This window comes from Lentisalinibacter orientalis (genome assembly GCF_040706535.1).
In the GTDB taxonomy this organism is placed as follows: Bacteria; Pseudomonadota; Gammaproteobacteria; order Steroidobacterales; family Woeseiaceae; genus Lentisalinibacter; species Lentisalinibacter orientalis.
The window spans coordinates 200,401-213,099 of sequence record NZ_JAPDRJ010000003.1 but is presented as its reverse complement, the minus strand read 5'-3'; the positions used below and the strand labels follow the sequence as shown (position 1 = coordinate 213,099).

Below are 12,699 nucleotides of genomic sequence, written 5' to 3'. Positions count from 1 at the left end.
CGGACGCAAGCGTCCTCGCCTATTTCCCGGGCGCAAGCGCCATCGTCTATTTCCCGGACGCGAGCGTCCTTAGCGTCTCTCTGGCGATCTCCGCCTCTTCGTCGGACTGGATCACCAGCAGCGCCACCGACGCGCCGTCCTCGTGCATGGCGCCGCCGTCGCCGGCCTGCCGGTTGCGGACCGGATCCACGACGATGCCGAGACCCTCGAGCCCCGCAATGCACTGCTGGCGCACGGCGGCGTCATTCTCGCCGATGCCGCCCGAGAAGACGATGGCGTCTGCCCCGCCGAGCACCGCGAGATAGGCGCCGATGTATTTCTTCACCCGGTAGCAGAAGACCTCGAACGCCAGCTGCGCTCCCTCGTGACCCGCCGCACGCAGGCGGTGGATTTCCCGCATGTCGTTGACGCCGGCGAGGCCGCGCAGACCGCTTTCGCCGTTCAGCAGTTCGTCGACCTCCGCCGCGCTCATCCCGGCTTCGCGCTGCAGATACGTCACCACGGACGGATCGAGATCGCCGCAGCGGGTGCCCATGACGAGACCCTCGAGCGGTGTCATCCCCATCGACGTATCGACGCTTGTTCCGCCCCGCACCGCCGCCGCACTGGCGCCGTTGCCGAGGTGCAGGGTGATGAGCCTGGTCTCGCCGAGCGCTCTGCCGAGGATGTCGGCAGCCCTGCGCGCGAGAAACTGGTGGGAGGTGCCGTGAAAACCGTAGCGGCGGATGCCCCGGTCAGCGGCGATCCGCTGCGGAAGCGCATAGTGCCAGGCCATGGGCGGTATGGTCTGGTGGAAGGCGGTGTCGAATACGGCGACCTGCGGGGTATCCGGGTAGCGCTGTCCGGCCACCTCCATACCCAGCCGGTTGAGGGGATTGTGCACCGGCGCGAGCACACCGGTCTGCTCGATGGTCGCGAGCACGGCAGCGTCGACCCGCACGGCTGCGGCAAAGCGGTCACCGCCATGTACGACGCGGTGACCGATCGCGGTCGGTTCCGCCCCCGGCGCGATCTCCGGCAACGCGTCGAACAGGTATTCGAGGCAGCGGCGATGATCCGCCATCGGCAAACGCGCGTCGTGTGCGTCGGGCGCCGCACGGGCCTCGTCCGTGCGCCAGGAGAACGTCGTGTCGCCGGTCCCGATGCGCTCGAAGGCCCCTCTTCCGATCCGCGCCAGGGTCCCGGCATCGAACAGGGCGATCTTGATGGAGGAACTGCCGCTGTTCAGTACGAGAATGCTCATGGTGATCGTCGGACGGTGGCTGCGCCGGTCGCCAGCATTCGACAAACGAAGCCGGTAAAGGAATAGGTGAATCTACGAACCGGCGGCGACGAGCGTCACCGGCTGCCGGCACCCGGCATCGGGCACGTGCCCGGATACGGCTTCACACGAAAAAAATGGCCGGGGCACGGCCGTGGACACCGTGCCCCGGCCCAGGCGGGCATCAGGCAGCTCTGTGATTCGCTCCGGCCGCAGCCTCGGTGAGGGCCTGGATGGACTGGCCGGCACTGCGGTGCAGCTCGACCACCAGCGCGGTCGGCAGCGCCAGCGCCTCGGCGAGTTCGGCCAGATAGGCGCGGGAGATCGCCTGGGTCTCGTCGACGGCCAGCAGTGCGGCGGCGTATACCTCGGCAGCCAGCTCGGGGGTGCCGGCCGCGGCAGCGAGTTCGCTCACGCCGAGGGGCCGGCGCAGTTCGTCGAACAGCAGTCCCTTCTCGGCGGCATCCAGATCCAGCGTGTCGATGCGGTCGAAGATACGGCGACGCTCGCTCTCGTCCAGGTGGCCGTCCGCGTGGGCCGCCGCAATCATCGCCCGGATGATCAGCAGGTCCCGGTGGCGGCACGCGGCCGGTTCCGCCGGCTGGAAGCCGCGTTCCGTCAGGCCTTCCCAGGTCTTCGACTGCGCAGCGTCAGCCGCCGTCCGGCCGTCCGCCGCACGATATCGCTGGTAGGCCTTCCAGGCGAGTCCGCCGACGGCGACGGCCCCGCCGATCTTCAGCGCGGAGCCCGCGAGCTTCCGGGTCTTCTTGCCGCTGATCGCGTTCGCGGCCAATCCGCCGGCGAGTCCGGCCGCCAGGCTGCCGCCGATACCGCTCCGCATCAGGCCTTCCAGTGCTCGATTCAGGTCCATGGGCATGCTCCTTGCCGGGGGTTAAGCCTGCAGATTGCCCATGCCGGACGCCGATGACCAGCGGATTGTGCTTGGGGATTACTTCGGGCAGGCCGAAGTATCGGCGCGCCACGAGGAGGTATTCCCGAACCTTAAGGTTCGCCGCCGCCGAACAGCTGCTCCCGCGCCGCCTCCGTGATGGCGACCACCGACGCATGCTTCAGGCGCCGCTCCGGGGAGATGGCGTAGAAGCGCTCCCTGACCTCCTCCGTCGCGCCGATGACCCGGGCGCCGTAGGTGCGGCAGATCTCGTCCGCGATGGCCGACGGGCCTGCGAAGGCCCCTGCCCCGGCTTCGCCGAAGGCCTTCAGCAGGGCGCTGTCGTCGAATTCGGCGGCCACGACCGGCACGAGACCGTTCGCCTCGAACCATTCCTCCAGCCGGCGCCGCAGCGCGGTGCCCTGGCTGGGCAGCAGCACGGGGGCACCGTCGAGAACCGCGGGGAAGTCCCCCTGGTAGCGCTCGTACAGGGCCTCGCTGACGAAGAACGAGGTGCCGCTCTCCCCCAGCACGTAGCTGTACGCCTTGACGTTCAGACCGGCGGGCAGCGGCTGATCCGACAACACGAGGTCCAGCCGATGGACGGCCAGTTCTCCCAGCAGGCGGTCCAGCGTGCCTTCCTGACAACGGATGCGGGGCGCGTCTTCGGCCTCCAGGGCCGGCGCGATGATGCGGCACGCCACCAGCTTGGGGATGGAATCCACGATGCCGACGTTCAGGTGCCGGGGCACGTCGGGCCGTCGGCCGCGCACCACCTGGGCGAGCTCCGCGCCCAGGTTGAATATCTCGTCGGCGTACTCGAACACCATCTGGCCGGTCCGGGAGAGCACCAGCCGCCGGCCCGCCTTGCGGAACAGACGCTCCCCCACCGCCTCGTCCAGCAATTTCAGCTGCCCGCTGATGGTCTGCGGCGTCACGTGCAGCACCTCGGCCGCGCGGGCGATGCTGCCCTCGCGGGCCACCACCCAGAAATATTGAAGATGCCCGTAGTTCAGATGGCGCATGACCGGTCTCCGGACGGGTTCTCCCGCCTGCTTATGATTCGCGCCCGAGGCGCCGTTCGATGCGAGCCAGCCTCTCGGCCGTCTCGCGGATCAGGTCCAGCATCTCTTCGCGCTCGGCGTGGGCTTTCGCCTCGGTCTCCTGGCGGCGACTCTCCTCTTCCTCCCAGTGCAGCGCCTGCATGGAGTTGACGATGATGCCGATGAACAGATTTAGGATCGTGAACGCGGAGATCAGGATGAAAGGCACGAAATAGAGCCAGGCGTGGGGATAGGCCTCCATCACCGGCCGGGCGATGCCCATCGACCAGCTCTCGAGCGTCATCACCTGGAACAGGGTGTACATGCTGGCGCCCACATTGCCGAACCAGTCGGGGAAGCGCTCGCCGAAGAGCTCGGTGCCGATCACCGCGAACACATAGAAGACCAGACCGAGCATGAAGGTGATCCAGCCGATGCTGGGAATGGCCGAGAGCAGCGACTCGGTCAGCTGACGCAGCCGGCGGACGGTCGACAGCAACCGCAGCACCCGCAGGATGCGCAGACTGCGCAGGATGGACAGTGGGCCGGTGGCCGGCACCAGCGAGATGGCGACCACCAGGAAGTCCATCACGTTCCATCCGCTGCGGAAGAAACGCGGCCCGAAGGCAACCAGCTTGATCAGGATCTCGACGGTGAAGACGGCGAGTACGACGACGTTGAAAGCGCGCAGCCAGCCGCCCGCCTCGGCCACGACGGCATCCGACGTCTCGAGGCCGAGCGTGACCGCATTGGCCACGATCAGGCCCAGGATCAGATAGTGGGGCCAGCCGCTCTCGATCCAGCGGCCCATCCGTCCTCGCCAGTGGTCGGGTGTCTCCAAGCGCGTGACTCCAGAAAATTGCCGGTCCCGGTGCCGGCGAGACAGGTTAACTCTTTCCGGCTATTTAAGACTAGATATTGTTTTCATATTTCCTTTTCCTTATGCTCCGAGCCGCTCCTCCCTCCGGAGCGCGCCGAGACACGTCCCGACCGGCCGCACGCGGCCGGCCGGCGCTCGTGCGCTAGAAACCGGGCGCCCGGAACGGTATCTTCTGCGGTCGCCATGGACGGGGGACGCGGGGCCGACGGTGGCGCCCGCGACACCAACGCACTAACTCGACCCGGGGAAGCATTCCTCATGCAAAGCAGCCGCACATCGTCCAACGCGGAGAAGCTACTGCTGCTCGTCGCCCTGGTCGCGGCCTGGTTGCTGTGGTCCGGGCTGTACAAGCCGCTGCTGCTCGGCCTCGGCGCTTTCTCCTGTCTGCTCACCATTTTTCTGGTCTACCGGATGGGCCATTTCCATCGCGAGGCCTATGCCCTCAGCTACGGCTTCGCGATGGTGGGATACCTGTTCTGGCTGGCGCGGGAGATGGTTCTGTCCAGCCTGGAGGTCGCGCGCATCGTGCTGACGCCCTCCCTGCCGGTGGACCCGCAGGTAATCGAGATCCGTGCCACCGCCGACCATCCCATGGATCAGGCGATCCTCGGCAATTCCATCACGGTCACCCCCGGCACCCTGACGCTCGACGTACACGACGGCGTGCTGAAGGTGCACAGCCTGACCCGCGCGGGGGCGGAGTCGCTGCTCGCCGGCGAGATGGACCGGCGCGTGGCTACGCTGCGGAGGCGCTGAGCATGTATTACGTGGTCAGCATCGCCGTCATCGTGACGATGGGTCTCGCGCTCGTACGGGCGCTGCTGGGCCCCACGCTCTATGACCGGGTGCTCGCCGTGAACATGTTCGGCACGAAGACGGTGCTGCTGACGGCCGTGATCGCCTTCCTGTACGACCGCCCGGACTTCCTGGACCTGGCGCTGGCCTACGCGCTGATCAACTTCACGGGCGTGCTGGCGGTGCTCGAGTTCTTCCGCAACCGGGCCTCCCGCCAGCCCGCCGGCGGCGAGGGCTGACGCCATGGAACTGGCGCTGGACATCGCGAGCTGGGTCCTCATGTCCGTCGGCGGCGTGTTCGTCTTCATCGGCGGGCTCGGCGTGCTGCGCATGCCCGACCTGTTCACGCGCATGCACGCTGCCAGCGTGACCGACAGCATGGGGCCGCCGCTGATCCTGGTCGGCGTCATGCTGCAGTCGGGCCTTTCGCTGGCCACCTTCAAGCTGGTCGCGATACTCGTCTTTCTGATGCTGACCAGCCCCACCGCCTCCAATGCCCTGGCCAGCGCGGCGCTGCTGGCCGGGACGAAGACGCTCGACGAGGCAGGGGACGACGAAAAGGCGGAGGACGTCTCCTGATGTTCATGACGGAGATCTTCAGCGCGTTTCTGCTGACACTGCTGGTCGTGACGGCGCTGGCTGCGGTCAAGACCCGCAACCTGTTCGTCTCCGTGATGCTCACCGGCATCTACAGCCTGCTGATCGCCATCAATTTCTTCCTGCTGGACGCCGCCGACGTCGCCCTGACCGAGGCCGCCGTGGGCGCCGGCGTCGCGACGGTGTTCTTCCTTGGAGCGCTCGCGCTCACCGCCGAGCAGGAACGCAGCCCGTCGGCGTACCGGCCCGTCGCCATCGGCATATTCATCGCCGTCACCCTGGTGCTGGGCTATGCCACCCTCGGCATGCCGAGCTACGGCGATCCGGACGCGCCGGTGCACGTCCACGTGGCGCCCTTCTACCTGGAGAGGACGCCGGAGTTCATCGACATACCGAATATCGTCACGGCCGTGCTGGGCAGCTACCGCGGCTACGACACGCTGGGCGAGGTGTTCGTCGTCTTCACCGCCGGCATCGGGGTGATGTTCATCCTGGGCGTGCGCCCGTCCCGCAAGTCCGGAGGAACGGGCATGATCGCCACGGGCGAGAACGGCCTGCGCCACTACCTGATCCCGCGCGTCGTCGGCCGGCTCTTCATCCCCTTCATTCTCCTGTTCGGCCTGTATGTGCAGTTCCACGGCGAGTACAGCCCGGGCGGCGGCTTCCAGGCCGGCGCCATCATCGCGTCGTCCATCATTCTCTATGCGCTGCTCGAGGGCGAGGAGCGCGCCCTGCGGCTGATCCCGCGCAAGGTCCTGAACGGTCTCACCGCCGGCGGCGCCCTGCTCTACGGCGCCGTCGGCGTCGCCGGCATGCTCGCCGGCGGCAATTTCCTCGACTACTCGGTGCTGGCCAGCGACCCGGTCAAGGGCCAGCAGATGGGGCTGCTGATCATCGAGGCCGGGGTCGGCATCACGGTCACCGGCGTGCTGCTCACGATCTTCCACGCCTTCGCCGCCCGGGAGCGCTTCTGATGATGGAGTTCCTCGGGCTGTATCACTATCTGGTGTTCCCGCTGCTGCTGATGAGCGGCATCTACGCGGTCATCGCCAAGCGCAACCTGTTCAAGAAGCTCATCGGCCTCGCACTGATGCAGTCGGCCGTGTTCCTGCTCTACATCACCATGGCCAAGGTCGAAGGCGGTACCGGCCCCATTCTGAAGCCCGGTGATGAGGACGTCCTGTACTCGAATCCCCTGCCCGAGGTGCTGATCCTGACGGCCATCGTGGTTGGCATCTCCACGGCGGCACTCGGGCTCGGCATCATCGTGCGCATCAAGGAGGAGTTCGGCTCCGTCGAGGAAGACATCGTCAGGGAGCTCGGGGGGCGGTGACCGCACTGGAGCAGCACCTCCCGGCACTCCAGGTCGTAGTGCCGATGCTGACCGCGCCGCTGGTGATGCTGCTGCGCCCGCGCCGGCTCGCCTGGGCCGCCACGACGGCCGCCAGCCTGTGTGCGTTCGCCATAGCGCTGAGCCTGACGGCGGCGGTGCTCGCCGGCGGCCGGCCCCACTACGAGATGGGCAGCTGGCCCGCGCCTTTCGGCATCGAACTGGTGGTGGACTCGTTCAACGCGCTGATCCTGCTGCTGGTCACGGGCGCCTCCAGCATGGCGCTGCTCGCCGGCGCCCGCAGCATCGATTCCCAGATCGAGGAGGAGCGCCAGCCGCTCTTCTATGCCGCGTGGCTCCTGGCCCTGTCGGGCCTTGCCGGCATCGCCGTGACCGGCGACGCCTTCAACGTCTTCGTGTTCATGGAGATCTCTTCGCTCGCGAGCTATGTGCTCGTGGCCGGCGGCCCGGACCGGCGCGCGCTGCCGGCGGTATTCAAGTATCTGGTGATGGGCACGATCGGTGCCACCTTCTACCTGATCGGCATCGGCCTCATTTATATGATGACGGGCACCCTGAACCTGGCCGACATGGCGGAGCGGGTGGGACAGGTGAGCGACCTGCGGCCGGTGCTGGTGGCCGCCGGCTTCGTGACGACCGGCCTCGCGCTGAAGGCGGCGGTGTTCCCGCTGCATCTGTGGCTGCCGAACGCCTACACCTACGCACCGCACATGGTGACGACCTTCCTCGCGGCCTGCGCCACCAAGGTCTCGCTGTACGTCCTGATCCGCTTCGACTTCATGGTGTTCCAGCCGAATCTGGCCGAGCACGGCCTGCAGTTCGCGCTGTTCCTCATGCCGCTCGCCCTCCTCGCCCTGCTGATCTCCTCGGGCGTGGCCCTGTTCGAGCGCAACCTGAAGCGACTGCTCGCCTGGTCGTCGGTGGCGCAGATCGGCTACATGACCCTGGGCGTCAGCTTGCTCACCGCCACCGGCATCACGGCGGGCATCCTGCACATGTTCAACCATGCCCTGGCGAAGGGCGCGCTGTTCCTCGCGGTGGCGGCACTCGCCGCCGGCTGCGGGGGCGTTCGGCTGGAGCAGATCCGTGGCGCGGGCAAGCGCATGCCCTGGACCATGGGCGCCTTCGTGCTCGCCGGGCTGAGCCTGGTCGGCGTGCCGGGGACGGCCGGATTCGTGAGCAAGTGGTATCTGCTCTCGGCGGCGATAGCCACCGAGGATTACGGCCCCGCGCTGGCCGCGGTCATCGTCGTAAGCTCCCTGATGGCACTGGCCTACATCTGGCGGGTGGTCGAGGCGGCCTATTTCGAGGAGCCGGCCGCCCCCGGCACGACGGAGACGAGACGGGGTGAGGCGCCCGTGGTGCTGGTGGCCGCAGCCTGGCTCGCGGCGCTGGCGAACATCTTCTTCGGCCTCTCGCCCGACGTGCCGCTGGCGCTGGCCGGCCAGGGCGCCGATATCCTGCTGGGGTACGCGCGGTGAGCGCCGCCGCCACCATTCTGGCCGCCCTCGCCGTGCCAGTCGCCGGTGCGCTGGGCATCCTGCTCGCCGGCCGCGTGCACGCGAACCTGCGCGAAACCGTCACGCTGGTCACCGCCACGCTGCTGGCGGTGGTGGTATGGAGCCTGATCCCGGAGATTATGGCCGGCGGTCGGCCGGCGGTGAGCGTCGCCGAGGTGGTCCCCGGCATCGAGATCGCCTTCCGCGTGGAGCCACTCGGCATGCTGTTCGCGGCGCTGGCGTCCGGGCTCTGGATCGTCAACTCGGTCTATTCGATCGGCTACATGCGCGGCAACAACGAAGCGAATCAGACCCGCTTCTATACTTTCTTCGCCATCTCCCTCGCCGCCGCCATGGGCGTGGCGTTCGCCGCGAATCTGTTCACCCTGTTCCTCTTCTACGAGCTGCTGACCCTCTCCACCTATCCGCTGGTCTCGCACAAGGGCGACGCCGCCACGATCCGCTCGGCCCGCGTGTATCTCGGCATCCTGCTGACGACCTCGATCGGCCTGTTCCTGCCGGCCATCATCTGGACTTACATGGTGGCCGGCACCGGGGACTTCACGCCGGGCGGCATCCTGGAGGGCAAGCTGGGCGGTCCGCTGCTGGGGCTGCTGCTCGGCCTGTTCGTGTTCGGCGTCGGCAAGGCGGCCGTGATGCCGGTGCACCGCTGGCTGCCCGCCGCGATGGTGGCGCCGACGCCGGTCAGCGCGCTGCTGCACGCCGTCGCCGTGGTCAAGGCCGGCGTGTTCACCATCACCAAGCTGATCGTCTATATCTTCGGCGTCGACTACCTGTTCGGCCAGCCGAGCGGCCAGTGGCTGCTGTATGCCGCCGCCTTCACGATCGTCGCCGCCAGTGCCGTGGCCCTGCGCCAGACCAATATCAAGCGCCTGCTGGCCTACTCCACGGTCTCCCAGCTCTCCTATGTCGTACTGGCGGCGGATATCCTGAAGCCGCTGGCAGAGGTCGGCGCGGCCATCCACATGGTGGCCCACGCCTTCGGCAAGATCACGCTGTTCTTCGCGGCCGGCGCCATCTACACGGCGTCCAAGAAGACGGAGATCTTCCAGCTCGCGGGCATCGGCCGGCGCATGCCGTGGACCACGGCGGCCTTCACCATCGGCGCGTTTAGCATGATCGGCGTGCCGCCCACGGGCGGCTTCGTCTCCAAGTGGTACATCCTGGCCGGCGCCTTCCAGGCCGACAACTACGTGGCCATCTTTACGATGATCGCCAGTACGGCGCTGAACGCGCTCTATTTCCTGCCGATCGTCTACCTGGCCTGGTTCGGCAGGGAGCCGGAAGGCGCGAAGGAGCACGGCGAGGCGCCCTTCCCCGCCGTGCTGGCGCTGACCGTGACCGCGGCGCTGACGATCCTGTTCTTCTTTTTCAACGGGCCAGTCATCGCGCTCGAACGGCAGCTGATCGAGGTTTGGCAATGAGCGGGCAAGCGGAACACGACAAACGCGATCACTGGCTCGCCAGGCCGGAGAACATCCGGCGGTTGTGGCGAGGTTTCTGGGCGGTGCTCGCACTCACCGTGGTCGCCCAGTTCTTCATCCCGGTGAAGGGACACTTCGTGGTGGACGGCTGGCTCGCGTTCGGCGCCGTCTTCGGGTTCTTCTCCTGTCTGGCCATGGTGCTGGTGGCGAAGGCCCTCGGCTACTCGCTGAAGCGCGACGAGGATTACTACCTCAAGGGCGGCTACCTCGAAGACATGGAGGACCGGGATGCCTGAGTATCTGCCACCCGCGGTCATCCTGATCGTCGCAGCCCTGCTGATCGGGCCGACACGGGGGCACGTGCGCTCGGCCATCGTGCTGCTGGCGCCGCTGGCGACGCTGTGGGCCATCTGGCAGGTGCCGGATGGCGTCGTCGTCACCGTGCCCTTCCTGGATTACCAGATCGAACCGGTGGAAGGCAGCGACGTCCGCCGCCTGTTCGCGACCATCTTCGCCATCATGGCGTTCGCGGGCGGCCTGTTCTCCTTCCGTCAGGCACGCTGGTACGAGCTCGCCGCCGCCAATGCCTATGCGGCCGGCGCAATCGGCGTGAGCTTCGCCGGCGACCTCATCACGCTGTTCCTGTTCTGGGAGCTGATGGCGCTGTTCTCCACGGTCATCGTCTGGGCCGGCGGGACGCCGGCGGCGCGGGCGGCGGGCATCCGCTACGCGATCATGCACCTGATCGGCGGCGTGATTCTGAAGGTCGGCATCGAGGGCACGGTGGTGCATACCGGCTCCATCGACATCATGCCGGTCCTCGCCACCAACTTCGACACCTGGATGATGCTGATCGGCATCCTCATCAACGCGGCGGCGCCGCCGGTTTCCGCCTGGCTGGCCGACGCCTATCCGGAGTCGAGTCCGACCGGATCGGTGTTCCTGTCGGCCTTCACCACCAAGACCGCCGTGCTCGCGCTGATACTCCTGTTTCCCGGCGAGCCGGTGCTGATCTGGGTGGGGGTCTACATGGTGATGTACGGCATCATCTATGCGCTGCTGGAGAACGACGCGCGGCGCATCCTCGCCTACTCCATCGTCAACCAGGTGGGCTTCATGGTCTGCGCGGTAGGCATCGGCACCCAGATGGCGCTGAACGGCGCTGCCGCTCATGCCTTCGCCCACATCATCTACAAGGCGCTGCTGTTCATGAGCGCCGGCGTGGTCGTCTATCGCACCGGCAAGAGCAAGTGCACGGATCTGGGCGGGTTGTTCCGCACCATGCCGCTGACCACGATCTGCGGCATCATCGGCGCGCTCGCAATCTCCAGCTTCCCGCTGACTTCCGGCTTCACGACGAAGTCGATGATCTCGGATGCGGCCGCCAGCGAGCACCTGGTGGTGGTCTGGTACCTGCTGGCTGCGGCTTCCGCCGGCGTGTTCCTCCACGCCGGCATCAAGTTCCCCTGGTTCGTGTTCTTCCAGAAGGACTCCGGCCTGCGGCCCAAGGACGCGCCCTGGAACATGGCGGCCGCGATGGTGCTGTTCGCGGTGCTGTGCGTCGCCCTCGGCGTGTATCCCCAGCCTTTCTACGAGTTGCTGCCCTACCCGGTGGACTACGAGCCCTACAAGCCGGGCAAGGTACTGTTCTACCTGCAGCTGCTGCTGTTCTCGGGTCTCGCCTTCTTCCTGCTGCTCCCGCTCATGCAGCGGACCCGCACCATCAGCCTGGATACGGACTGGGTCTGGCGGGTGGCGTTTTACCGCGTCGCCTACGGCATCGGCGCCGCGGCCGGCGAGGCCGGCGGCCTGCTGCGGGAGACGGTCGAACGTATCCGCGGCGACATCGGCCGGCTGGGCCGGCGCCATCTCGGCGCCGGCGAGTCCGGCGAGGACCGGGGCGTCTTCTCCCAGGCCTGGCCCATCGGCGTGACCGCGCTCTGGATCGCGGTGCTGCTCATCGCCTACGTCGTCGTCTATCTGCTCTGACGGGACGGCCGGATGGATCCCGTCATCTGGTTCTTCCTGCTCGGCCTGACCGCGGGTCTCCTGCGCTCGGACCTGCGCCTGCCGCCCGCCATCTACGAACTACTGAGCATGCTGCTGCTGCTCACCATCGGCCTCAAGGGCGGTGTGGAACTCGCCCAGCAGCCGTTCGCAGGCGTGCTGCCGCAGATGGTCGCGGTGATCGCCATGGGCATCACGCTGCCGCTCCTGCTCTTCCCCGTTCTGCTCTACGTCGGGCGCTTCAAACGACCCGACGCGGCCTCCATCGCGGCCCATTACGGGTCGGTGAGCGTGGCCACCTACGCCGTCGCGGTCGCGTACCTCGGCAGCAAGGAGGTCAGCTTCGAGGCGCACATGCCGCTGTTCGTGGTGCTGCTGGAGATGCCGGGACTGATCGTCGGCATCCTGCTCGCACGCGGGCTCAGCAGCGGCATGCGCTGGGGAGCGCTGGCCCACGAGATATTCCTCGGCAAGAGCATGGTGCTGCTCCTCGGCGGCCTGCTGATCGGCTGGGCCACCGGGCCCGAGGCCATGACGCCGCTGGAGCCGCTCTTCTTCGACCTGTTCAAGGGGGTGCTGGCGCTTTTCCTGCTGGAAATGGGCCTCATCGCCGCGAGCCAGGCGCAGAGTCTGCGCCGGTACGGCGTGTTCCTGGTCGCCTTCGGCCTGATCGTGCCGATACCGCTCGCCGCCGCAGGCACCGCCCTCGGCTGGGCCATCGGCCTGTCGCCCGGCGGCAGCATGCTGCTCGGCGTGCTCGCCGGCAGCTGCTCCTACATCGCCGCGCCGGCCGCCATGCGTATCGCCGTGCCGCAGGCCAATCCGACCCTGTCGCTGACCGTATCCCTCGGCATCACCTTCCCGTTCAATATATTTTTCGGCATACCCCTGTACCATCTGATGGCCAACACGATCCACGGTTGAGGAGGGTC

Annotated in this window: 14 protein-coding genes; 10 read left to right on the top strand and 4 right to left on the bottom strand. The window is 67.4% G+C overall.

All coding sequences use genetic code 11. The features are described from left to right. Positions 1–46: 46 nt before the first annotated feature. From ACJMK0_RS12525 to ACJMK0_RS12510, 4 genes are all read right to left on the bottom strand, one after another. A complete protein-coding gene (locus ACJMK0_RS12525; RefSeq protein ID WP_405238749.1) occupies positions 47–1,243 on the bottom strand; it encodes an acetate/propionate family kinase in 1,197 nt (398 codons plus the stop codon). 202 nt (positions 1,244–1,445) lie between these two features. Further along, positions 1,446–2,132, bottom strand: coding sequence for a tellurite resistance TerB family protein (locus ACJMK0_RS12520; protein ID WP_405238748.1), 687 nt, complete (start codon positions 2,130–2,132; stop codon positions 1,446–1,448). 131 nt (positions 2,133–2,263) lie between these two features. Next, the gene (nhaR, locus tag ACJMK0_RS12515) at positions 2,264–3,175 is read right to left on the bottom strand and encodes a transcriptional activator NhaR (protein ID WP_405238747.1); all 912 of its coding nucleotides are present in this window, start codon (positions 3,173–3,175) and stop codon (positions 2,264–2,266) included. Positions 3,176–3,206: 31 nt separating this feature from the next. Continuing rightward, complete coding sequence (locus ACJMK0_RS12510) at positions 3,207–4,004, bottom strand: ion transporter (RefSeq protein WP_405239063.1); 798 nt, start codon at positions 4,002–4,004, stop codon at positions 3,207–3,209. Positions 4,005–4,331: 327 nt separating this feature from the next. Between ACJMK0_RS12510 and ACJMK0_RS12505 the strand changes: the two genes are divergently transcribed. The 10 genes from ACJMK0_RS12505 to ACJMK0_RS12460 are packed head-to-tail and all read left to right on the top strand — an operon-like array spanning position 4,332 to position 12,691. Next, positions 4,332–4,829 carry a Na+/H+ antiporter subunit E gene (locus ACJMK0_RS12505; RefSeq protein ID WP_405238746.1) on the top strand — a complete coding sequence of 166 codons (498 nt, stop codon included), beginning with the start codon at positions 4,332–4,334 and terminating at the stop codon, positions 4,827–4,829. Between the two features lie 2 nt (positions 4,830–4,831). Then, positions 4,832–5,107 (top strand): monovalent cation/H+ antiporter complex subunit F, encoded by a 276-nt coding sequence (locus ACJMK0_RS12500; protein WP_405220501.1) that lies wholly within the window; start codon positions 4,832–4,834, stop codon positions 5,105–5,107. Positions 5,108–5,111: 4 nt separating this feature from the next. After that, a complete protein-coding gene (gene mnhG, locus ACJMK0_RS12495) occupies positions 5,112–5,447 on the top strand; it encodes a monovalent cation/H(+) antiporter subunit G (RefSeq protein WP_405238745.1) in 336 nt (111 codons plus the stop codon). 5 nt (positions 5,448–5,452) lie between these two features. After that, on the top strand, positions 5,453–6,439 hold the full coding sequence (locus ACJMK0_RS12490) for a DUF4040 domain-containing protein (protein ID WP_405239061.1): 987 nt from the start codon (positions 5,453–5,455) through the stop codon (positions 6,437–6,439). Further along, positions 6,439–6,798, top strand: coding sequence for a cation:proton antiporter subunit C (locus tag ACJMK0_RS12485; protein ID WP_405238744.1), 360 nt, complete (start codon positions 6,439–6,441; stop codon positions 6,796–6,798). The genes ACJMK0_RS12490 and ACJMK0_RS12485 overlap by 1 nt, the downstream gene beginning before the upstream one ends. Further along, complete coding sequence (locus ACJMK0_RS12480; protein ID WP_405238743.1) at positions 6,795–8,297, top strand: monovalent cation/H+ antiporter subunit D family protein; 1,503 nt, start codon at positions 6,795–6,797, stop codon at positions 8,295–8,297. Before ACJMK0_RS12485 ends, ACJMK0_RS12480 begins: the two co-directional genes overlap by 4 nt. Further along, positions 8,294–9,760 (top strand): proton-conducting transporter transmembrane domain-containing protein, encoded by a 1,467-nt coding sequence (locus ACJMK0_RS12475; RefSeq protein ID WP_405238742.1) that lies wholly within the window; start codon positions 8,294–8,296, stop codon positions 9,758–9,760. The genes ACJMK0_RS12480 and ACJMK0_RS12475 overlap by 4 nt, the downstream gene beginning before the upstream one ends. Further along, complete coding sequence (locus ACJMK0_RS12470) at positions 9,757–10,056, top strand: hypothetical protein (RefSeq protein ID WP_405238741.1); 300 nt, start codon at positions 9,757–9,759, stop codon at positions 10,054–10,056. Before ACJMK0_RS12475 ends, ACJMK0_RS12470 begins: the two co-directional genes overlap by 4 nt. After that, complete coding sequence (locus ACJMK0_RS12465; protein WP_405238740.1) at positions 10,049–11,749, top strand: Na(+)/H(+) antiporter subunit D; 1,701 nt, start codon at positions 10,049–10,051, stop codon at positions 11,747–11,749. The genes ACJMK0_RS12470 and ACJMK0_RS12465 overlap by 8 nt, the downstream gene beginning before the upstream one ends. A gap of 12 nt (positions 11,750–11,761) precedes the next feature. After that, on the top strand, positions 11,762–12,691 hold the full coding sequence (locus ACJMK0_RS12460) for a sodium-dependent bicarbonate transport family permease (protein ID WP_405238739.1): 930 nt from the start codon (positions 11,762–11,764) through the stop codon (positions 12,689–12,691). Positions 12,692–12,699 lie beyond the last annotated feature (8 nt).

What these genes read in the sequence shown, in the direction of transcription:
- ACJMK0_RS12505 (WP_405238746.1), top strand. Translation starts at nt 4,332, where the DNA reads ATGCAAAGCAGCCGCACATCGTCCAACGCGGAGAAGCTACTGCTGCTC.
- ACJMK0_RS12500 (WP_405220501.1), top strand. Translation starts at nt 4,832, where the DNA reads ATGTATTACGTGGTCAGCATCGCCGTCATCGTGACGATGGGTCTCGCG.
- ACJMK0_RS12510 (WP_405239063.1), bottom strand. Translation starts at nt 4,004, where the DNA reads ATGGGCCGCTGGATCGAGAGCGGCTGGCCCCACTATCTGATCCTGGGC.
- ACJMK0_RS12485 (WP_405238744.1), top strand. Translation starts at nt 6,439, where the DNA reads ATGATGGAGTTCCTCGGGCTGTATCACTATCTGGTGTTCCCGCTGCTG.
- ACJMK0_RS12470 (WP_405238741.1), top strand. Translation starts at nt 9,757, where the DNA reads ATGAGCGGGCAAGCGGAACACGACAAACGCGATCACTGGCTCGCCAGG.
- ACJMK0_RS12520 (WP_405238748.1), bottom strand. Translation starts at nt 2,132, where the DNA reads ATGGACCTGAATCGAGCACTGGAAGGCCTGATGCGGAGCGGTATCGGC.
- nhaR (WP_405238747.1), bottom strand. Translation starts at nt 3,175, where the DNA reads ATGCGCCATCTGAACTACGGGCATCTTCAATATTTCTGGGTGGTGGCC.
- ACJMK0_RS12525 (WP_405238749.1), bottom strand. Translation starts at nt 1,243, where the DNA reads ATGAGCATTCTCGTACTGAACAGCGGCAGTTCCTCCATCAAGATCGCC.
- ACJMK0_RS12490 (WP_405239061.1), top strand. Translation starts at nt 5,453, where the DNA reads ATGACGGAGATCTTCAGCGCGTTTCTGCTGACACTGCTGGTCGTGACG.
- ACJMK0_RS12465 (WP_405238740.1), top strand. Translation starts at nt 10,049, where the DNA reads ATGCCTGAGTATCTGCCACCCGCGGTCATCCTGATCGTCGCAGCCCTG.
- ACJMK0_RS12460 (WP_405238739.1), top strand. Translation starts at nt 11,762, where the DNA reads ATGGATCCCGTCATCTGGTTCTTCCTGCTCGGCCTGACCGCGGGTCTC.
- mnhG (WP_405238745.1), top strand. Translation starts at nt 5,112, where the DNA reads ATGGAACTGGCGCTGGACATCGCGAGCTGGGTCCTCATGTCCGTCGGC.